Source organism: Streptomyces sp. NPDC033221 (genome assembly GCF_055577005.1).
Genome location: NZ_JBVIQN010000031.1, coordinates 64389 through 83774 on the forward strand (window position 1 = coordinate 64389; position 19386 = coordinate 83774).

Sequence of the window (19386 nt, forward strand, 5' to 3'; positions counted from 1 at the left end):
GGCGCGCTTGCCCGACCATAGGCAGGCGGGATTTCCCAAGCATGACCCATTTGTTTCGCCGAGGTTAACCGCCGCGCGGCCTGTTTGGGGAGGTGATGTGCGGCGGAGGGGACTGGTGGAATTGATCATTCCGGGGGAGTGGTGGGGAGGTGCCGGGCAGGATGAGGGACGGCCGGGCGCGGGCGGTGCCGGGGCTGAGCGGGGCCGGGCCGGGTTCGGAGCGGAGGCGTGTCCGTACGGTCGCGCCGCGTGGCGGGATCGACGCGCGGCGGCTCCGGGGCGGCCGGCCGAGGCTGTCGGTGGTGCCCCACGAAGGGGGGAACGTATGCGGTCGCAGTACCGTGGACGGGTGGACAACAGGCAAGCAATCGGATCGTGGATCTCCGGGCCCCGCGCGGCAGCCGAGGACATGGGCGTCGAGTTCGGCTACCGCGGGCAGCAGCTCGGGCTGCCCGAGGAAGGGCCGGGCTCGATCGCGCGTCCCGGCCGGCGCTTCGCCGCCCTCTTCATCGACTGGGCCCTGTGCTCGCTCGTCGCGTACGGGCTGCTGAGCCACGGCCGGGCGGAGTCGACGAGCAACTGGGCGCTGGCCGTCTTCGTGGTGCTCAGCGTGCTGACGGTCGGCACGGTGGGCTTCACACCGGGCAAGCGGCTGGTGGGCCTGCGGGTGGTCGCGGAGGGCGGCGGACGGCTGCCGCTGCTGCGCGTGGTCCTGCGGACGGTCCTGCTGGCCGTGGTCATCCCGGCGGTGATCTGGGACCGCGACGGCCGCGGGCTGCACGATCGTCTCTCCCGTGCGGTGCAGGTTCGGATCTGACCGCGACGTAGCCGGCCGAACCGCCTTGATCAGCTGATTCACCTTGATCAGCTGACCGGATCACCTTGCTTACGGGGCTGGGCTCGGGGCTGGTTGGCGGACTGGTTGAGGGGCTGGGTTTCGGTCCGGCTACCGGACTGGTCATGGGGGCTGGCTTCGGGCTGGTTCAGACCTGCCGGACTCAGGCCGCCTCCCGCCCCCGGCCGTATACACCCGTAAAACCCCCGAGGGGCCCGGGACCACAAGGTCCCGGGCCCCTCGGCCGTTCCGGTGACGGGCGCCGGGCGCCGCGTCGTGCTGGGCCGCGGATGCGGCTCAGCGCATCTTGCCGCCGCCGCCCTTCGGCATCCGCATGCCCTTGGGCATCGGGCCCTTCGGGACCGGCATGTTGCTCATGAGGTCGCCGAGCGCGCGGAGGCGGTCGTTGGTGGCGGTGACCTGGGGGCCGGGCAGGGTGCGGGGGAGCTTCAGGAGGGTGGTACGGATCTTCTTGAGCGGGATCTGGCCCTCGCCGTCGCCGACCACGAAGTCGTGGACCGGGGCGTCGGCGATGATGCGGGCCATCCGCTTCTTCTCGGCGGCCAGCAGGCCGCGTACGCGGTTCGGGTTGCCCTCGCCGACGAGGACGATGCCCGCCTTGCCGACGGCGCGGTGCACGACGTCCTGCTGGCGGTTCATCGCCACGGCCGGGGTGACCGTCCAGCCGCGGCCCACGTTGTCCAGTACGGCCGCCGCGGCGCCGGGCTGGCCCTCCATCTGTCCGAAGGCGGCCCGCTCGGCACGGCGGCCGAAGATGATCGCCATCGCGAGGAAGGCCAGGACGAATCCCAGGATGCCCAGGTAGACGGGGTGGCCGATCAGGAAGCCGAGGACGAGGAGTACGCCGAAAACGACGATGCCCACGCCGGCGACGACAAGACCGACCTTGGGGTCGACCCGACGGGTCATCTTGTAGGTCTGGGCGATCTGCTTCAGTCGCCCGGGGTTCGCAGCGCCCTCAGCGCTGTCTGCTTTTGCCTTCCTCGCCATGGGGCGCAGTTTACGTGGCGTTCGGACCCTCGGTCGCCGCGGCCTCCAGTACGTGCTGGGCCTCGCGCCGGTCCTTGGCGCGGCGGCGGTCCTCCAGCACCGATGTCCACGCGTTCCGGCGGGCGGTGCGCTGGCCGCCGCCCATCAGTACGGACTCCACCGCGCGCAGGGCGTCGGTGACCGAAGGGATGGGGAGAGCGGCGGTGGCGCGAGCGGGCGCGGCCTGCATGACGGGTTCCCCTTCTGGAGGAATGATGGATGCGTACTGTGAAGCCATCGTTACAGATCGGTGTTACCAACTGATGACCCACCGGTCAAACACCGATGAAACGTTGACGCGGCCCGCACCGCCCCTGCCTGGGGAGGTACGGGCCGCGTCATGACACTCTGTGCCACGTGTCACATTCCGGTCCATGGGCCGGACGGCCCTGTGCGGGGCAGCCGGCCCTGTGGGGTCAGAGGGCCTGCGCCGACTCCTCGACCTGCCGGCGCTCGATCGCCTGCTGGTACAGGCGGCCGGCGCGGTAGGAGGAGCGGACCAGCGGGCCGGACATGACGCCGGCGTAGCCGATCTCCTCGGCCTCCTCCTTCAGCTCCACGAACTCGGCGGGCTTGACCCAGCGCTCGATGGGATGGTGGCGCACCGACGGCCGCAGGTACTGCGTGATCGTGATCAGTTCGCAGCCCGCGTCGTGCAGGTCCTGGAGCGCCTGGCTGATTTCCGCGCGCTCCTCGCCCATGCCCAGGATCAGGTTGGACTTGGTGACCAGGCCGGCCTCGCGGGCCTTGGTGATGACTTCGAGGGACCGCTCGTAGCGGAAGCCGGGGCGGATGCGCTTGAAGATCCGCGGCACCGTCTCGACGTTGTGCGCGAGCACCTCGGGACGCGAGGAGAAGACCTCGGCGAGCTGCTCGGGGACCGCGTTGAAGTCGGGGATGAGCAGTTCGACGCCGGTGTCGGGCATCGCGGCGTGGATCTGGCGGACGGTCTCCGCGTACAGCCAGGCGCCGCCGTCGTCCAGGTCGTCGCGTGCGACGCCGGTGATCGTGGCGTACTTCAGCCCCATGGTCTGGACGGATTCGGCCACCCGGCGCGGCTCGTCGCGGTCCAGCTCCTGCGGCTTGCCGGTGTCGATCTGGCAGAAGTCGCAGCGGCGGGTGCACTGGTCACCACCGATGAGGAAGGTCGCCTCGCGGTCCTCCCAGCATTCATAGATGTTGGGACAGCCCGCCTCCTGGCAGACCGTGTGCAGGCCCTCCTTCTTGACCAGGCCCTGCAGGTGGTTGTACTCGGGGCCCATCTTCGCCCGGGTCTTGATCCACTCGGGCTTGCGCTCGATGGGGGTCTGGCTGTTCCGGACCTCCAGGCGCAACATCTTGCGTCCGTCGGGTGCGACAGCGGACACGTCCGGCTCCCTACGACTTCGTTTCTTCGGCGTACACCAGGGTACGCCCGTCAATTCGCACGTCTTTACGTGCAGGCCAACCCCGTATGGCAGGGGGGGCATTCCTCGCGGTCGGTTCCGGTGGCCCCGGTGGCCGGCTCGGCCGGTCCGGGAACCGGCCGGTTCAGACCGCCCGCGGGAGCAGTACGGCGTTCTCCAGCACGTCGCGCAGGTGCTTCTCGACGACGGGCAGGACGTCGGCGATGGTGATCTCCCGGCCGAGTTCGTTGGCGAGGGAGGTCACCCCGGCGTCCCGGATGCCGCAGGGGACGATCTTGTCGAACGAGGTGTTGTCCGGGTTCACGTTGATCGCGAAGCCGTGCATCGTGACGCCCTTGGCGACACGGATGCCGATCGCGGCCAGCTTGCGGTCCTCGCGGCGCTGGCCGGCGTTGGACGGAGCGTACTCCGGGCCGTTCAGCCGGGGGTCGAACTCCTCGTCGGCCGTACGGGGATCGAAGTCGAGGGAGAGGCCGCCCAGGGACGGGCGGTCGGCGACCGGGTCGCCCAGCACCCAGACGCCGCTGCGGCCCTCGACCCGGGAGGTCTCCACGCCGAACTCGGTGCAGGTGCGGATGATGGCCTCTTCGAGGCGCCGTACGTGGGCGACAACGTCGACCGGGCGCGGGAGCTTCTGGATCGGGTAGCCGACCAGCTGGCCGGGACCGTGCCAGGTGATCTTGCCGCCGCGGTCGACGTCGATGACCGGGGTGCCGTCCAGGGGGCGCTCGCTGTCGTCCGTGCGCCGGCCCGCCGTGTAGACGGGCGGGTGCTCCAGCAGCAGGCAGGTGTCCGGGACCTCGTCGGCGAACCGGGCGGCGTGCACCCTGCGCTGCTCCTGCCAGGCCGTCTCGTAATCGACGGCGTCGGTGCCGAAGCCCAGCTGGACAAAGCGCAGCCCCTCGGGTGCGGGGGTGTCCCCCCGAGAGATCGCAGTCACGGCAGCTCCTCTTCGAACTTTGATGCATCCTTCGCGCCCACGCCAACTGTACGGCGGGGGCGTACGGCGCCCGCAGGCGCCCGGGGCGGGGGCCTGGTACGCGGGCGCACGGGAGTGCTCCGGGAGCCCCCGGGCCACTCCCGGGGCCGCCGTTACGGCGTCGGGGCGGGAACGGCCGCGGACGCGTGGAGGACAGTGCGAGCCCTGCTCACACGATCGGATGAACGCGTGGCGAAGGCGGCGAGAAAGCCGCTCCAGGCCGTTACATTCACGCCGTTCCACGAGGGCAGGGAGCAGCGCCGGACAGGGTCAGCCGAACCCGGGCAGCTCGGCCCGGAAGGCAGGAGACCGGTAAAGCTGATGACGGAACGACCCCCACAGCGCACGCCCAACCGACAGCTCGCCGCGCTCATCGCGGAGGCGGGATTCTCCAACGCCGGGCTGGCCCGCCGGGTCGACCAGCTCGGCCTGGAGCACGGGCTCGACCTCCGGTACGACAAGACGTCGGTGACGCGCTGGCTGCGCGGGCAGCAGCCCAGAGGCACCACGCCCGCCCTGATCGCCGAGGTCTTCACGCGCAGACTGGGACGCCGCCTGTCGGCCCAGGACCTCGGCCTGGACGCCTGCGCGCCGGTGTACGCCGGGCTGGAGTTCGCGTCCACGCCGAGCGAGGCGGTGGACATCGTCAGCGGCCTGTGGCGCAAGGACTCCGGCAGCCACGCGGAGCTGCGCAAGATCGCTTTCACCCCCGCCGGACTGGTGGTGCCCAGCCGCGACTGGCTGATCGGGCGCGCCGACGAGCGGGTAGCCCACGGTGACGCGGCCGAACCCGCGGGCCGGCTGTCCGCGCCGGGCCGGATGCAGGTGTCGGTGCCCCGGCAGCGGCAGATGGACCGCCCGGGGCAGGAGCGCGCCGGTCATGACCGGCCCGGCCATCCCGAGCGGACGGACCGCGCGGGGACCGCCGAACGCGCCGGGCGCACGGACCGCGCCGAGCGCCCCGAGCGGACGGAACGCGCCGACCGGGCGCACGCCTACCGGGTGTCCGCCGGTGACATCAAGGCGCTCCGGTCGGTCGGCGAACTGTTCCGCGCCCTGGACCACGCGTACGGCGGCGGGCACGCACGCCAGGCCCTGGTGCGCTACCTGGAGCACGAGGTCGAGCCGATGCTCCGCGGCACGTACGGCGAAGCGGCCGGGCGGCGGCTGTTCGCGGCCGCCGCCGACCTGACCCGGCTGGCCGGCTGGACGTCGTACGACATCGCCGCGCACGGCCTGGCGCAGCGCTACTTCGTCCAGGCGCTGCGGCTGGCACAGGCCGCCGGGGACCGCGCGTACGGCGCGTACGTCCTGGTGACGATGAGCCGGCAGGCCGTCTATCTGGGGCACGGCCGGGAGGCCGTCCAGTTGGCGCGGGTCGCCCAGCAGGGCGTCGGCAGCAACGCGCCGCCCGTCGTGCAGGCGCTCCTGCACGCGTCGGAGGCGCGCGGGCACGGCGTACTGACCGAGGTGCGGGCGTGCACGGCCTCGCTCGCGCGGGCGGAACGGGCGCTGGAGACGGCGCGACCCGGGGACGACACGCCCTACTGGGCGCGCTTCTTCGACGAGGCGCAGCTCGCCGACGAGCTGGCGCACTGCCACCGCGACCTCCAGCAGTTCCGGGCGGCGGCACAGCACGCGGAGCGCTCGCTCCAGCTGCGGGGCGCCGGCTTCGCACGCAGCCGGCTGTTCTGCCGGGTGGTGCTGGCGACGGCGCGGCTGGGCCTGGGCGAGCTGGAGCAGGCGTGCGCGCTGGGGGCGGAGGCGGCACTCCAGGCGTCCGAGATGCGGTCCGTACGGGCGCACGAGTACGTCCGCGAATTCGAGCGCCGACTGGAGCCGTACCGGGACGCGGCGGCGGTACGGGGGTACCGGGACCGGGTGGCGGCCATGAAGGGGTGAAGGAGAGGGGGGAGGGGTGGAGGACGGTGGGGGCCGGTGGGGGCCGGTGGGCAGGCCCGGGGCCGGTGGCCGGTGAGGGGTGGTGGGGCGGGGCGCGTGTCGGCGGCCCCGCCCGCTTGGGTGCGCCGGGCCGGACCCGGCCAGGGGGTGTGTGTCCGCGCTGACCGGTCGGTGTGTTCGGTCCGGAGCGGTTGGTGGGTCAGGCGGCCGCGGAGAGTTCGCAGGGCTCGTGGAACGGGGGCAGACGGAGGTCGTCGAGCGCGGCGCGGGCGGCCCGGCGGCCGGAGCGCAGGGCGCCCTGGACGGTGCCGGTGTCCCGGTGGTCGCCGCATACGTACAGCCCGGCCAGCAGCCGGACGGACCGCTCCGGGGCGTGCGGTACGGGCATGGCCGGCACCGCCTCCGGGTCGTGGTGGGCGGCCAGCAGCTCCCAGGCGTCGGTGGACGTGCCGTAGATCCGGTCGAGTTGGGGGCGGACGGTCTTGTCCAGCGCCCGGGCGGGCAGGGTCGCCGGGGCGCCCAGCACGGTCGTGGTGACCAGGGCGCGGCCCGCCGGGGCGCGGGAGGGGTCGGTCTCGCTGGCGACGTAGGTGTGCGCGACCGGGCCTTCGGCGGGCAGGAAGAGCGCCGGTTCGCGGGCCGGGGGACTGTCAGTGGTGTGGTGCACGATGGTGACCGGGTGGAAGTCGGGGACCCGCAGCCCCGGGAGCAGCCCTGCCGCGTCGCGCGCCCCGGTGGCCACCAGCACGGAGCGGCAGGGGAGCTGTCCGTGGTCGGCGGTGCCGACGCTGGTGGTCGAGACGGAGACGGCGCGTACGGAGGTGCGCACAGTGCCGGGGGGAAGGGAGGCGGCGAGGAGTTCGGGCAGGGCCGCGGCCCCGCCGGCGGGCAGACACAGCCGTCCGCGGGCGAAGGCGCGCAGCGCCCGGGCGGCGCTGCGGCCGGAGCCGGTGAGTTCGGGGTCGCACAGCAGGGCGGACAGGAGGGGGCGCAGGAACCCGTCCGGGATGTACGGGGGGAAGGCCGGGCGGGCGGCCAGCGCCTGGGCGATGGGGCGGTCGGCACGCCGTTCGGAGCGCGAAAGGGCGCGCGCGGCTGAAAGTGCGCCCCTTGTGCTCCGGGGCGCACCGACCCGCTGTGTCCGCTGGCCGTTGTGGAGACAGAGCCCGGGGGCGAAGTGACGCAGAACGAGGCCGTTGAGGCCGGGGGTGGTGCGCAGTTCGGGATACGAGGTGACGAGTAGTTGGCCGGTGCGGTCCAGCCGGAAGCCGTCCAGGTGATCGGTGGTGGTCCGGCCGCCGGTGCGCGGGGCGGCCTCCAGCACGGTGACCGTGGCTCCCGCGCTGGTCAGATGGTGGGCGGCGGCGAGACCGGCGAGGCCGGCCCCGACGATGACGACGTCCACGGTCGATGCGGTGCGCAGCACGTGCCCTCCCGAGGTCGGTCCCGGTGCCGGCGCTACGGAGGCTCCTGCCCCGTACCGGCGCGCGGGATGCCGAGTTCGTGAGGTTGGAACCATAAGAAGCGCGGCGGTGGGGGCGCGATCGCGCGTAGACCGCGCACGGGCGCATGCTGCGGCACGGCTGCGGCACGGAGTGCCGCGAAGGGGTGGGATGGTGCTGTCCGTTGCTGTGTGCGGGTCGCCTTCGGCGGGGTGAGGGGGTGGGGCGGGGCCCGCCGCTGGTGTGGGTGGTGCGGGCGGAGCCCCGGCCCCTCGGTCTCGTGGCGGGCCTCGCCCCGGTGGGGGGAAAGAGACAGGACGTGGGCGCCACCCGGGTCAGGACGTGAGGGCCGACCGGATTGCCTCGTCCACGGTGGGGTGGGTGAAGGTGAAGCCGGAGTTCAGGAGGCGTTGGGGGATGATGCGCTGGCTGGCCAGGACGTTGTCGGCGAACTCGCCGAGGGCCAGGCGCAGGGCGGGGGCCGGGACGGGGAAGGGCGTGGGGCGGTGCAGGACGCGGCCCATTGCTGCCGTGACCTCGCGGTTGGTGACCGGTTCGGGGGCGGTGAAGTTGACCGGGCCGCTCAGGTCCTCGGTGTCGATGAGGTGCCGGAGGGCGGCGATGTGGTCGTGCAGGGAGATGAAGCTCCAGTACTGGCCGCCGTTGCCGAGCCGTCCGCCCAGGCCCAGCTTGAACAGGGGGAACAGCCGTCCCCAGGCGCCGCCGTGGCGCCCCACGACCAGCCCGGTGCGGGGGAAGACCGTACGGATGCCGGCTTCGGTGGCGGGGGCGGCGGCCTCTTCCCAGTCGACGCAGACGCGGGCCAGGAAGTCGTCGCCGGGCGGTGCCGACTCGTCCGTCCGCCGGTCGCCGGTGTCGCCGTAGTAGCCGATCGCGCTGCCGCACACGAAGACCCGCGGCGGGGTGTCCAGGGAGGCGATGGCCTCGGCGAGGGCCGCCGTGCCGAGGACGCGGCTGTCCCGGATCTCGCGCCGGTACGCGTCGGTCCAGCGGTGGTCGCCGACGCCCGCGCCCGCGAGGTGGACGACGGCGTCGCAGCCCGCGAGCCCGGCGGCGTCCACCGTCTGGCGTTTGGGGTCCCACTGCACCTCGTCGGCGGCGCGCGGCGGGTGCCGGACGAGCCGGACGATGTCGGGGCGCTCCCCGGTGTCCGACGGGCCGGTGGGGCTCGTCTCGCGCAGGGAGCGCCGGAGTGCCGTTCCGATGAGACCGGCCGAGCCGGTGATCGCGATCCGCATGGGGCCATACTGCCCGTCCCCGGGGCATACGCATGGCACAGTGGCACGCATGTCCGAATCGTTCGTCCGTACCGCCGTTTTTGCCGATGAGGAGCCGCTCGCGGTCATGGACCGCCGTACATGGTCGACGCTGCACTCCGTGACGCCCCGGCCGCAGCCTCCGTACGACCGGTTCTTCGACAACCGGCATCGGCCCGAGGATCTGCTCGTGGCGGAGATCGCGGGGCAGCTGGCGGGGTATCTGCGGCTGGTGCCTCCGACGGGGCTGCCCTGCAACGCCCACGTCCGGCAGATCCGCGGGCTGGCCGTGGACACCTGGGCGCGGGGCCGGGGCGTCGCCCGCACGCTGCTGGAAGCGGCCTGCGCGCAGGCGACGGACGAGGGGGCCCGCCGCATCACGCTGCGCGTCCTCGGGCACAACACCCCGGCGCGCAGGCTCTACGAGTCGGCGGGCTTCGAGGTGGAGGGTGTGCTGCCCGAGGAGTTCCTGCTGGAGGGCGCGTACGTGGACGATGTGTTGATGGGGAAGAAGCTGGTCTGAGCCGCCGGGGGGCCGCTAGGCGGTCAGTGCTTTCAGGAGGACTTCGGCGAACTCGGCCGGGTGTGTGGTCAGGCCGGTGTGGCCGCCGGGGAAGTGCAGGAGTTCCGTGTCGAAGCGCTCGGCCAGGTGGGCGGCCGGACGGTAGGCCAGTTCGCCGCGTGAGTCATGACCGCCGGCCAGTACGAGCCGGTCGGTCAGCTCGGCCAGGCGTCGGGTGTCCGGGGCGTAGGACATGAAGGCGGGGACGATGCGCCCGACGAAGTACGGCAGGTTGGCCATCGTCTGCTCGGCCCGCGCCGCGGCCTGCGGCGGGAGTTTCATCTCGGGTTGCGGCGCGGTGGTGCTGCCGTCCCTCTTCAGCCCCGCGGCGAACACGGCCATCGCCGGCATGAGTCCCTGGGTGTGGAACGTCTCCTGTACGCGGGTGACGAGCGCGCGGTGTTCGGGGGCGTCCGGGAGGACCTCCACCACCGGCGGCTCGTGTGCCACGAGGCGCGCGACGCGTTCGGGGTGGGTGGTGAGCAGGTGGAGGGCGGCGATCGCGCCCGAGCTGATGCCGAGTACCCGGGCGGGCTCGCCGGGCGAGAGCAGTTCCAGCATCCGGAACGCATCATCGGCGTGTCCGGCCACGTGCTGCTCGGCCTCGGGGTCGTCCAGCACGCTCCGGGAGATGCCGCGGGGGTCGTACGTCGCGACGGTGTACGCGGCGGCCAGGTCGTCGGCCATGCCGTCGAAGGAGGCCGCGCCGCCCGCCCCGCCGGGTATCAGCAGCAGGAGTGGGCCCCGGCCGCGTACTGCGTAGTGCAGGGTGGCGCCGTTCACGCGCAGGCTGCCGGTGGTCGGGCCGTTCATGAGGGGTCTCCTTCTGGGGCTGCGGGCCAGTGCTCCAGGGCGGTGTGGAGGGCGTCGAGGACGCGGGCCCACGAGTCCAGCGGCGGACGTCCGTGCTGGAAGCCGCCGGCGGCTTCCAGGGCGGCGAAGCCGTGGAAGGTGCTGCGCAGCAGGCGGACCGCGTCGGTCAGGTCGGGTTCGGCCAGGCCGTAGCCGCGCAGCATGCCGTAGGTCAGTTCGACCGCGCGCCGTGGTCCGGGCGCGTTCGCGGCCAGTTCCGGGTCGATGTTCATCGGTGTCTGCGTCGCCATGTAGCGGCCGGGGTGGCTGCCCGCGTACTCCCGCCAGGCGTTGGCGAATGCGATCAGGGCTTCCCTGCCCGCGAGTCCGGCGGTGGCCTCCGCAATGCGGATGGTCTTCTCGTCCGCCGCCAGCAGCGCGATCCGGCCGCGCAGGTCGTCCAGGCCGCGGACGTGCGTGTACAGGCTGGCGTCCTTCACGCCGAGCCGCCGCGCCACCTGCGACATGGTCACCTGTTCCAGCCCGACCTCGTCCGCCAGCTCGGCGCCCGCGAGCGTCACCCGCTCTGCCGTCAGTCCGGCCCGTGCCATCTGTCCACTTCCCGTGTTCCTGGGTGGCCCCTGGGGATGACGACATCCCTAGGGGCCCTAGGTTTTTCCTAGGGCCCCTAGGTTTAGTTCATGGAGGGCGGGAGCGGCAAGGGGTTTTCGCAGCGCCGTCAGGTGCCGAAGCGCTCCCACAGCCGGGGGAAGCGTTCCGCCAGGACGCGGTCGTCATCGAGGTCGAGATAGGTGCCGAGCGGTTCGCGGGGCTGCGGCGGCAGGCCGAGGTCCGGCATCTCGGCGCCGGTGAGCTGCTCGTACGCCTCGTCCGCCGCGTAGCCCAGTTCCTCCGCGTCGCCGTCCACCTCGTCGTCGAACGCGTCCAGCAGCTCGGCGAGGTGGTCGGGGTCGTGCAGCGCGCCCTCGAAGACCTCCCGGCCCTGGCCGATCAGCCAGCTCCGGAAGCAGTCGAAGGCGTCGTCGCCGGCGCCGCCGAGCAGAATGCCGGCCGCGGCCCACAGGTCCCAGCTGTAGGCGCGGTTGTCCCGGGACTCGAAGTGCCGGGCGAAGTCCACCACCGAGTCCGGGTCGAGTGCCACCAGTCGTTCGACGAGCGCGTCCGCCTGCTCCTCCGGGTCGCCCTCGGCGGCCTCGCGAGAGCTGTCGATCAGCTGCCAGAACTCCGTCTCGTCCATCACGGGTCCAGCATCGTTCCTGGCGCACGGCGCCGCACGCGGAGTACCCCAGATGCGACGGTGTCGTTATCCGCGCTCCTTCGCGCGGAAAAGCGGACACAAGGTGTCGGGTATCCGCGCGAAGGTCGTGCCATGCGAGAAGGAGAACTCACCATGGCCGGAACAACCACCCCCCAGGGGCCGCTGACAGGGAAGGTCGCACTGGTCGCCGGTGCCACGCGAGGCGCCGGCCGGGCGATGGCGGTGGAACTGGGCCGGGCCGGCGCCACGGTCTACGTCACCGGCCGGACGACCCGCGAACACCTCAGCGAGGTCGGCCGGGCCACGGAGACGATCGAGGAGACCGCGGAGCTGGTGACAGCGGCGGGCCAGGCGGCCCGGCAGGACGCGGACCGGGCGGGCGGCACCGGTATCGCGGTGCCGACGGACCATCTGGACCCGGGCGCGGTACGGGCGCTGACCGGGCGGATCGACCGTGAGCAGGGCCGGCTGGACATCCTCGTCAACGACCTGTGGGGCGGGGACGTGCATGTCGAGTGGGGCAAGAAGATGTGGGAGCACGATCTGGAGAAGGGGCTGCGGGTCCTGCGGCTGGGGGTGGAGAGCCACATCATCACCAGCAGTTACGCGCTGCCGCTGCTGATCCGCCGGCCCGGCGGGCTGCTGGTGGAGGTGACGGACGGTACGGAGGAGTCCAACCGGCGCTACCGGGAGCCCTTCTTCTACGACCTGGCCAAGAGCGGGCCGATCAGGATGGCGAAGGGTCTCGCCCAGGAGTTGCCGGAGTACGGGTGTACGGCGGTGTGCCTGACGCCGGGCTGGCTGCGGTCGGAGGCCATGCTGGACACCCACTTCAAGGTCACCGAGGAGAACTGGCGGGCGGGCTGCGCGCAGAACCCGCACTTCGCGATCTCCGAGACGCCGGTGTTCGTGGGGCGGGCGCTGGCGGCGCTGGCCGCCGATCCGGACGTCGCGCGGTTCAACGGGCAGGCGCTCTCCAGCGGCGGCTTGGCGAAGGAGTACGGCTTCACGGATGTGGACGGGTCGGCGCCGGACGCATGGCGCTACATCACCGAGGTCGAGCAGGAGGGGAAGCCGGCGGACACGACCGGATACCGGTAGGCGGCACCGGGAGCCGTCCGTCACGGCTCCCGGTACAGCTCGTACGCACGGGTCGCTGCCGCGGCGAAGCGTTCCCGCAGTTCCGGCGGCGCCAGTACCTCCGCCTCCGGGCCGAGCCCGAGCAGCTGGCCGAAGGCCACGTCCAGGGACTCGACGGGCAGGGTGACGGTGGTCCGGCCCTGCTCGTCGGGTTCGCCCGCCGCGGCCAGCGCCTCCTCGGCACCGGCCCGGTCGGTCACGTGCCGCAGCCGCCGGGCGCCCGCGGGCGTCAGCCGTACGGTCACCTCGTCCCGCAGGAGCGAGCGGGCGAACTGGGCGGCGCGTTCCGCCCAGAAGGCAGGCAGGTCGAAGTCGGCGCTGCGGGTGAAGCGGTCGTCGAGAGGGGTGACGGACGTGAAGCGGTCGATGCGGTAGACGCGCATGTCCGCACCGGCCCGTGCCGTGAGGTACCAGACGCCCGCCTTGAGGACCAGGCCGTACGGTTCCAACTCCCGCTCCACCTCGGTGTCCTTGCGGCGGTAGCGGGTGGTGACGCGCCGGTCGTCCCAGACCGCGTCCGCGACGGCGGGCAGCAGGGCGGGGGTGGCCGGCTCGCGGTACCAGGCGGGCGCGTCGAGGTGGAAGCGCTGGGCGGCGCCGTCCGCGGCGTCCCGCAGCTCGGGCAGCAGCGCGGCGGACACCTTCAGGCGGGCGGCGGACCCGGCGTCCGCGAGTCCCATGTCGCGCAGCGCGGCGGGCACGCCGGACAGGAACAGGGCCTCCGCCTCGCTGCGGCCGAGGCCGGTCAGCCGGGTGCGGTAACCGCCGATGAGACGGTAGCCGCCGGCCCGTCCGCGGTCCGCGTAGACGGGCACTCCGGCCTCGGAGAGGGAGAGTACGTCGCGGGCGACGGTACGTTCCGACACCTCCAGCTCCCGTGCCAGTTCGGCGGCCGTCATCGACGGGCGGGACTGGAGGAGCAGCACCATTCTGATCAGCCGGGCAGCGCGCATGGCTGCATCATGCCGCCCTGAAGAAGATCCCGTGCGGAGACCCCGGGCGCGGATGAGGTGGCCTCCGCACGGGAGCCGGGGGGCGCCGGACCGGGGTCCGGCGCGGGGTGCGGACGCGGCGGGGACGGCCCGCCGCGTCCGGGGTGGTGGCCGTGGAGCCGTACGGCCTACAGGCCGTACCGGTGGTTCGGCGGCCGTACCGCTGTCCTACAGGCCGTACCGCTCCTTGGCCTCCTTGACCGTCTCCGCCTTCACGTCGCCGCGGCGGGACAGCGCGGCCAGGGCCTGCACCACGACCGACTGCGCGTCGACGCCGAAGTGGCGGCGGGCCGCCTCGCGGGTGTCGGAGAGGCCGAAGCCGTCGGTGCCGATGGAGGTCCAGTCCTGCTCGACCCACGGGGCGATCTGGTCGGGCACGGCCCGCATCCAGTCGCTGACCGCGACGACCGGGCCGGGGGCACCGGCCAGCGCGCGGGTCACGTACGGGATGCGGTCCTCGCCGTCCAGGCGGGCGGCGTCGCACTCCAGCGCGTCGCGGCGCAGCTCCGTCCAGGACGGCGCCGACCAGATGTCCGCCGCCACGCCCCAGTCGCGGGCCAGGATCTCCTGGGCCTCCAGAATCCAGTGGATGGCGGTGCCGGAGGCCAGCAGCTGGAGACGGGGTGCGTCGGCGGCGGCGGGCTCGGCCTCCTGGAAGCGGTAGAGGCCCTTGAGGATGCCTTCCTCGACGCCCTCCGGCATGGCGGGCTGCACCTTGGTCTCGTTGTAGACCGTCAGGTAGTAGAAGACGTCTTCCGCGTCCGGACCGTACATCCGGCGCAGGCCGTCCTTGACGATCACCGCGACCTCGTACGCGAACGCCGGGTCGTAGGAGAGCGCCGCCGGGTTGGTGGAGGCGATCAGGTGCGAGTGGCCGTCCGCGTGCTGGAGGCCCTCACCGGTCATCGTCGTACGGCCGGCGGTGGCGCCGATGACGAAGCCGCGGCCCAGCTGGTCGGCGAGCGCCCAGAACTGGTCGGCGGTGCGCTGCCAGCCGAACATCGAGTAGAAGATGTAGAACGGGATCATCGGCTCGCCGTGGGTGGCGTACGAGGTCGCCGCCGCGGTGAAGTCGGCCAGCGAACCGGCCTCCGTGATGCCCTCGTTGAGGATCTGGCCGTCCTTGGCTTCCTTGTAGTACAGGAGCTGGTCGCGGTCGACCGGGTCGTAGGTCTGGCCGACGGGGGAGTAGAGCCCGGCGGACGGGAACAGCGACTCCATGCCGAAGGTACGGGCCTCGTCGGGCACGACCGGCACCCAGCGCTTGCCGGTCTCCTTGTCCCGCATCAGGTCCTTGACCAGGCGGACGAACGCCATGGTGGTGGCTATCTCCTGCGTGCCTGAGCCCTTCTTCAGCGCGTCGAACGCCTTGTCGGCGGGCATCGGCAGTGGCTTGGCGACGACCTTGCGGGCCGGGGCCGGACCGCCGAGGGCGGCGCGCCGCTGGCGCAGGTACTCCATCTCGGGGGAGTTCTCGTCCGGGCGGGCGTAGGGCACCACGTCGGCGTCCAGGGCGCTGTCCGGGATGGGCAGCTCCAACAGGTCGCGCATGGCGCGGAACTGCTCGCCGGTGAGCTTCTTCATCTGGTGGTTGGCGTTGCGGGACTCGAAGCCCTCACCGAGGGTGTAGCCCTTGACGGTCTGCGCCAGGACGACGGTCGGCGCGCCCTTGTGCTCGACGGCGGCCTTGTACGCGGCGTAGACCTTGCGCGGCTCGTGGCCGGCGCGGGAGGTCTGGAACAGCTCCAGCAGCTTGGCGTCCGACAGGCCCTGGGCGATGCGGCCCAGCGACGGGTCCGAGCCGAAGAAGTGGTCGCGCAGGTAGGCGGCGTCGCGGGTGGCGTACGTCTGGAACTGCGCGTCGGGGGTCTCGCGCAGGCGGCGCAGCAGGGCGCCGTCGGTGTCCTGGGCGAAGACCTCGTCCCAGGCCCGGCCCCAGAGGGACTTGATGACGTTCCAGCCGGCGGCGCGGAACTGGGCCTCCAGCTCCTGCACGATCTTGAAGTTGGGGCGGACCGGGCCGTCCAGGCGCTGGAGGTTGCAGTTGATGACGAAGGTCAGGTTGTCCAGGCCCTCGCGGCCGGCCAGTGCCAGTGCGGCGGTCGACTCGGGCTCGTCCATCTCGCCGTCGCCGAGGAATGCCCACACGTGGGAGTCGGCGGTGTCCTTGATGCCGCGGTGCTCCAGGTAGCGGTTGAAGCGCGCCTGGTAGATCGCGGAGAGCGGGCCCAGGCCCATGGAGACGGTGGGGAACTCCCACAGCCAGGGCAGGCGCCGCGGGTGCGGGTAGGAGGGCAGGCCGTCACCGGCCGCCTCCTGGCGGAAGCGGTCGAGCTGGTCCTCGGTGAGGCGGCCTTCGAGGAAGGCGCGGGCGTAGATGCCGGGGGAGGCGTGGCCCTGGATGTAGAGCTGGTCGCCGCTTCCGTCGGCCTCTTTACCGCGGAAGAAGTGCTGGAAGCCGGTCTCGTAGAGCCAGGCCGCCGAGGCGAAGGTGGCGATGTGGCCGCCGAGGCCGAGGCGGGAGCCGCGGGTGACCATGGCGGCCGCGTTCCAGCGGTTCCACGCCGTGATCCGGGCCTCCAGCGCCTCGTCACCCGGGAACTCGGGCTCGGCGGAGGTCGGGATGGTGTTGACGTAGTCGGTTTCGAGCGGCGCGAGGCCCGGGGCACCGGTGTGCTCCACGGCGCGGCGCATCAGGTAGGCGGCGCGGTGCGGACCGGCCGCCTTCGTGACGGCGTCCAGGGACTCGCGCCACTCGGCCGTCTCCTCCGGGTCGCGGTCCGGGACCTGGTCGAGCTGGCTGTACGGCATACGTACGGGATCGGGCATGGGTGGCCCCTTTCCGGACGGAGGAGGGAGGTGCGATGAGTGCTTGGCAGGCAGGGGTGTCGCGCCCCACGCATGACGATACGCCCCTGATCGATGATCGATCAATGCAGGTTGAAAGAAAAACCGCAGGTCGGCACGGGGTGCCAGCCTTTCGGGCACGGGGTGCCAGGCTGTCTGCGGCTCCGAATCGTAGGTGAAAGGGCTGCGGACCTGCGGAATCAGCCTCGGTGCGCGCAGTCGGGTACGCGAGGCCCCGGGCGCGGGGCGCTCACCGGAGAATCCTCAGACCCGGGGTGCGCAGCTGAGCACATGCGTCTTCAGCAGCTCGCCGATCCTGGGGTCCCGCCGCCGGAACGCGTCCACGATCTCCTGGTGGTCCCGGGCGTGCGACCGCGGCTCCGGGCTGAACCAGCGGATCGACAGCGTCGTCCACACCTCGACGCCCAGCGACTCCCAGGTGTGCAGCAGGACGGCGTTACGGGCGGCGCGCACGATCTCCCGGTGGAAGGCCACGGTGTGCCGCACCTGTGCCTCGCCGTCGCCGTGCCGGTCCGCCTCGCACAGCGCGGCGACCTCCCGGTCCAGTGCCGCGGTGTCCTCGGCCAGCCGCCCGGCGGCCAGCTCCGCGGCCACCTGCTCCAGGCCGGCCCGCACCGGATAGCTCTCCTTGAGGTCGTCGGCGGTCAGATTCCGTACGCGTACGCCCTTGTTCGGCGCCGACTCGATCAGCTGGAGCGACTCCAGCTCGCGCAGTGCCTCCCGTACGGGCGTCTGGCTGACCTCCAGCTCGACCGCGATCCGCCGCTCCACGATCCGCTCACCGGGCTGCCAGCGGCCGCTGACGATCCCTTCCAGGATGTGCTCGCGGATCTGCTCGCGGAGCGAATGGACGACGGGCGGGGTCATGACGTGCTCCTTCAGAGCGTGCGGCAGGCGGGCGGCCGGGAGCCCGCACCACGAGGCGGTACGGGAGACCACCGCAGGACGGCCATTATCCGTGCAACGAAAACGGGTCGGCCCCGGTTCGTACGAACTTGTACGAACCGGGGCCGACCCTGCACACCTACGCGGTGGCTGCCGTGCTCAGAGACCGATCTCGGTCTCGAACTCGCCGGCCTCCAGGATCTGCTTGACCGTCGTCAGGTAACGGGCCGCGTCGGCACCGTCCACCAGGCGGTGGTCGTAGGAGAGCGCCAGGTAGGTCATGTTGCGCACGGCGATGGTCTCGCCCAGCTCCGGGTGGTCGATGACCACCGGGCGCTTGACGGTGGCGCCGATGCCCAGGATGCCGACCTGGTTCGGGGGCACGATGACCGTGTCGAACAGCGCACCGCGCGAGCCGGTGTTGCTGATCGTGAAGGTCGCGCCCGACATGTCGTCCGGGCTGATCTTGTTGGTCCGGACCTTGCCGGCCAGCTCCGCGGTCTTACGGGCGATGCCGGCGATGTTCAGGTCGCCCGCACCCTTGATGACCGGGGTCATCAGGCCCTTCTCCGCGTCCACCGCGATACCGACGTTCTCGGTGTCGAAGTAGGTGATCGTGCCCTCGTCCTCGTTGATCCGGGCGTTGACGACCGGGTGGGCCTTCAGCGCCTGGACAGCGGCCTTGACGAAGAACGGCATCGGGGAGAGCTTGACGCCCTCACGCTGCGCGAAGGCGTCCTTGGCCTTGTTGCGCATCCGCATGATCTTGGTGATGTCCACCTCGACCACGGAGGTCAGCTGCGCCTGGCCGTGCAGGGCCTTCATCATGTTGTCGCCGATGACCTTGCGCATCCGCGGCATCTTGACGGTCTGACCGCGCAGCGGGGAGGCCTCGATCGCAGGGGCCTTCGAAGCGGCCGGGGCGGCGGCAGCGGCAGGCGCGGCCTGCTGCTTGGCGGCCTCGGCGGCGGCGATGACGTCCTGCTTGCGGATCCGGCCACCGACACCGGTGCCCTTGACCGAGCCCAGGTCCACGCCGTTCTCCTGGGCCAGCTTGCGGACCAGGGGGGTGACGTACGCGGCGTCCGCCTCACCCGCGGCCGGGGCCGGGGTGACGGGTGCTGCGGCCGGAGCCGGCGCCGGGGCCGGAGCGGCCGGGGCCGGGTCCGGGGCGGGGGTGGTGACCTGCTGCGGCGCGGGGGCCGAGGGGGCCTGGGGGGCCGGAGCCTCCTGCTTGGGGGCCTCCTGCTTCGGGGCCTCCTGAGCGGGGGCCGGAGCCGGAGCCGCGGGGGCCTCGGCCTGCGCCGGAGCGGCACCCTTCGCGCCGATGACGGCCAGCTTGGCGCCGACCTCGGCGGTCTCGTCCTCGCCCACCAGGATCTCCAGCAGAGTGCCGGCGGTGGGGGCGGGGATCTCGGTGTCGACCTTGTCGGTGGAGACCTCCAGCAGCGGCTCGTCCTCGGCCACCTCCTCGCCGACCTCCTTGAGCCAGCGGGTGACGGTGCCCTCGGTCACGCTCTCGCCGAGCGCGGGGAGGACGACGTCGGTGCCCTGGGCGCCACCGGCGGGGGCCGCGGGGGCCTCCTGCTGGGGGGCTTCCTGGGCGGGGGCCTCCTGAGCCGGAGCCGCGGCGGGCTCGGGCTCAGCAGGCGCCTCGGCCTGGGCCGGGGCGGACTCGGCCGCGGGCGCGCCGCTGCCGTCGTCGATGATGGCCAGCTCGGCGCCGACCTCGACGGTCTCGTCCTCGGCCACCTTGATGGAGGCCAGCACGCCGGCGGCGGGGGCGGGGATCTCGGTGTCGACCTTGTCGGTCGACACCTCCAGCAGGGGCTCGTCGGCCTCTACGCGCTCACCCTCGGCCTTCAGCCAGCGGGTGACGGTGCCCTCGGTGACGCTCTCGCCGAGCGCCGGAAGGGTTACGGAAACCGCCATGGTTTCTCTTGCTCCTTACAGAAAAGTGCGGATGTGGTCGCGCCC

The 19386-nt window shown here is 72.5% G+C and carries 17 protein-coding genes; 4 read left to right on the forward strand and 13 right to left on the reverse strand.

Annotation, left to right across the window (positions count from 1 at the left end):
* Positions 1–349 precede the first annotated feature (349 nt).
* A complete protein-coding gene (locus ACZ53K_RS31840) occupies positions 350–817 on the forward strand; it encodes an RDD family protein (RefSeq protein WP_468843452.1) in 468 nt (155 codons plus the stop codon).
* A 315-nt stretch (positions 818–1132) separates the two neighbouring features.
* Here the strand turns inward: ACZ53K_RS31840 and ACZ53K_RS31845 are convergent, their stop codons facing one another.
* The 4 genes from ACZ53K_RS31845 to lipB all read right to left on the reverse strand — a co-directional run bounded on the left by ACZ53K_RS31845 (position 1133) and on the right by lipB (position 4231).
* A complete protein-coding gene (locus tag ACZ53K_RS31845) occupies positions 1133–1846 on the reverse strand; it encodes a DUF4191 domain-containing protein (RefSeq protein WP_468843455.1) in 714 nt (237 codons plus the stop codon).
* 10 nt (positions 1847–1856) lie between these two features.
* Entirely contained in the window at positions 1857–2075 is a 219-nt protein-coding gene (locus ACZ53K_RS31850; protein ID WP_468843458.1) for an SCO2195 family GlnR-regulated protein, read from the reverse strand.
* Positions 2076–2301: 226 nt separating this feature from the next.
* Positions 2302–3252 (reverse strand): lipoyl synthase, encoded by a 951-nt coding sequence (gene lipA / locus ACZ53K_RS31855; protein ID WP_468843461.1) that lies wholly within the window; start codon positions 3250–3252, stop codon positions 2302–2304.
* A 163-nt stretch (positions 3253–3415) separates the two neighbouring features.
* A complete protein-coding gene (lipB, locus tag ACZ53K_RS31860) occupies positions 3416–4231 on the reverse strand; it encodes a lipoyl(octanoyl) transferase LipB (protein ID WP_468843464.1) in 816 nt (271 codons plus the stop codon).
* A gap of 360 nt (positions 4232–4591) precedes the next feature.
* On the opposite strand from lipB, the gene ACZ53K_RS31865 reads away from it, so the two are divergent.
* Positions 4592–6172 (forward strand): regulator, encoded by a 1581-nt coding sequence (locus ACZ53K_RS31865; RefSeq protein WP_468843466.1) that lies wholly within the window; start codon positions 4592–4594, stop codon positions 6170–6172.
* A gap of 199 nt (positions 6173–6371) precedes the next feature.
* On the opposite strand, the gene ACZ53K_RS31870 is transcribed toward ACZ53K_RS31865, so the two are convergent.
* Both ACZ53K_RS31870 and ACZ53K_RS31875 read right to left on the reverse strand, forming a co-directional pair.
* Positions 6372–7598 carry an FAD-dependent oxidoreductase gene (locus ACZ53K_RS31870; protein ID WP_468843469.1) on the reverse strand — a complete coding sequence of 409 codons (1227 nt, stop codon included), beginning with the start codon at positions 7596–7598 and terminating at the stop codon, positions 6372–6374.
* Between the two features lie 351 nt (positions 7599–7949).
* Positions 7950–8873 (reverse strand): TIGR01777 family oxidoreductase, encoded by a 924-nt coding sequence (locus tag ACZ53K_RS31875; protein WP_468843472.1) that lies wholly within the window; start codon positions 8871–8873, stop codon positions 7950–7952.
* 49 nt (positions 8874–8922) lie between these two features.
* Between ACZ53K_RS31875 and ACZ53K_RS31880 the strand changes: the two genes are divergently transcribed.
* Entirely contained in the window at positions 8923–9414 is a 492-nt protein-coding gene (locus ACZ53K_RS31880; RefSeq protein ID WP_468843475.1) for a GNAT family N-acetyltransferase, read from the forward strand.
* A 15-nt stretch (positions 9415–9429) separates the two neighbouring features.
* On the opposite strand, the gene ACZ53K_RS31885 is transcribed toward ACZ53K_RS31880, so the two are convergent.
* The 3 genes from ACZ53K_RS31885 to ACZ53K_RS31895 form a co-directional block, all read right to left on the reverse strand.
* The gene (locus ACZ53K_RS31885; protein ID WP_468843478.1) at positions 9430–10266 is read right to left on the reverse strand and encodes an alpha/beta fold hydrolase; all 837 of its coding nucleotides are present in this window, start codon (positions 10264–10266) and stop codon (positions 9430–9432) included.
* On the reverse strand, positions 10263–10856 hold the full coding sequence (locus tag ACZ53K_RS31890; RefSeq protein ID WP_468843481.1) for a TetR/AcrR family transcriptional regulator: 594 nt from the start codon (positions 10854–10856) through the stop codon (positions 10263–10265). The genes ACZ53K_RS31885 and ACZ53K_RS31890 overlap by 4 nt, the downstream gene beginning before the upstream one ends.
* 128 nt (positions 10857–10984) lie before the next feature.
* Positions 10985–11503 carry a DUF4240 domain-containing protein gene (locus ACZ53K_RS31895; RefSeq protein ID WP_468843573.1) on the reverse strand — a complete coding sequence of 173 codons (519 nt, stop codon included), beginning with the start codon at positions 11501–11503 and terminating at the stop codon, positions 10985–10987.
* A 153-nt stretch (positions 11504–11656) separates the two neighbouring features.
* On the opposite strand from ACZ53K_RS31895, the gene ACZ53K_RS31900 reads away from it, so the two are divergent.
* A complete protein-coding gene (locus tag ACZ53K_RS31900) occupies positions 11657–12625 on the forward strand; it encodes an SDR family oxidoreductase (protein WP_468843483.1) in 969 nt (322 codons plus the stop codon).
* 20 nt (positions 12626–12645) lie between these two features.
* Here the strand turns inward: ACZ53K_RS31900 and ACZ53K_RS31905 are convergent, their stop codons facing one another.
* From ACZ53K_RS31905 to sucB, 4 genes are all read right to left on the reverse strand, one after another.
* Entirely contained in the window at positions 12646–13617 is a 972-nt protein-coding gene (locus ACZ53K_RS31905; protein WP_468843486.1) for a helix-turn-helix transcriptional regulator, read from the reverse strand.
* A gap of 207 nt (positions 13618–13824) precedes the next feature.
* Positions 13825–16485 carry a pyruvate dehydrogenase (acetyl-transferring), homodimeric type gene (aceE, locus tag ACZ53K_RS31910; RefSeq protein ID WP_468843488.1) on the reverse strand — a complete coding sequence of 887 codons (2661 nt, stop codon included), beginning with the start codon at positions 16483–16485 and terminating at the stop codon, positions 13825–13827.
* 282 nt (positions 16486–16767) lie between these two features.
* A complete protein-coding gene (locus ACZ53K_RS31915; protein WP_365848327.1) occupies positions 16768–17391 on the reverse strand; it encodes a GntR family transcriptional regulator in 624 nt (207 codons plus the stop codon).
* Between the two features lie 177 nt (positions 17392–17568).
* The gene (sucB, locus tag ACZ53K_RS31920) at positions 17569–19341 is read right to left on the reverse strand and encodes a 2-oxoglutarate dehydrogenase, E2 component, dihydrolipoamide succinyltransferase (protein WP_468843491.1); all 1773 of its coding nucleotides are present in this window, start codon (positions 19339–19341) and stop codon (positions 17569–17571) included.
* Positions 19342–19386: the final 45 nt, after the last annotated feature.

Coding starts and splice junctions, on each gene's coding strand:
- ACZ53K_RS31845 (WP_468843455.1), bottom strand. CDS start 1,846: ATGGCGAGGAAGGCAAAAGCAGACAGCGCTGAGGGCGCTGCGAACCCC.
- ACZ53K_RS31850 (WP_468843458.1), bottom strand. CDS start 2,075: ATGCAGGCCGCGCCCGCTCGCGCCACCGCCGCTCTCCCCATCCCTTCG.
- ACZ53K_RS31865 (WP_468843466.1), top strand. CDS start 4,592: ATGACGGAACGACCCCCACAGCGCACGCCCAACCGACAGCTCGCCGCG.
- ACZ53K_RS31875 (WP_468843472.1), bottom strand. CDS start 8,873: ATGCGGATCGCGATCACCGGCTCGGCCGGTCTCATCGGAACGGCACTC.
- ACZ53K_RS31880 (WP_468843475.1), top strand. CDS start 8,923: ATGTCCGAATCGTTCGTCCGTACCGCCGTTTTTGCCGATGAGGAGCCG.
- ACZ53K_RS31885 (WP_468843478.1), bottom strand. CDS start 10,266: ATGAACGGCCCGACCACCGGCAGCCTGCGCGTGAACGGCGCCACCCTG.
- ACZ53K_RS31890 (WP_468843481.1), bottom strand. CDS start 10,856: ATGGCACGGGCCGGACTGACGGCAGAGCGGGTGACGCTCGCGGGCGCC.
- ACZ53K_RS31895 (WP_468843573.1), bottom strand. CDS start 11,503: ATGGACGAGACGGAGTTCTGGCAGCTGATCGACAGCTCTCGCGAGGCC.
- ACZ53K_RS31900 (WP_468843483.1), top strand. CDS start 11,657: ATGGCCGGAACAACCACCCCCCAGGGGCCGCTGACAGGGAAGGTCGCA.
- ACZ53K_RS31905 (WP_468843486.1), bottom strand. CDS start 13,617: ATGCGCGCTGCCCGGCTGATCAGAATGGTGCTGCTCCTCCAGTCCCGC.
- aceE (WP_468843488.1), bottom strand. CDS start 16,485: ATGCCCGATCCCGTACGTATGCCGTACAGCCAGCTCGACCAGGTCCCG.
- ACZ53K_RS31915 (WP_365848327.1), bottom strand. CDS start 17,391: ATGACCCCGCCCGTCGTCCATTCGCTCCGCGAGCAGATCCGCGAGCAC.
- sucB (WP_468843491.1), bottom strand. CDS start 19,341: ATGGCGGTTTCCGTAACCCTTCCGGCGCTCGGCGAGAGCGTCACCGAG.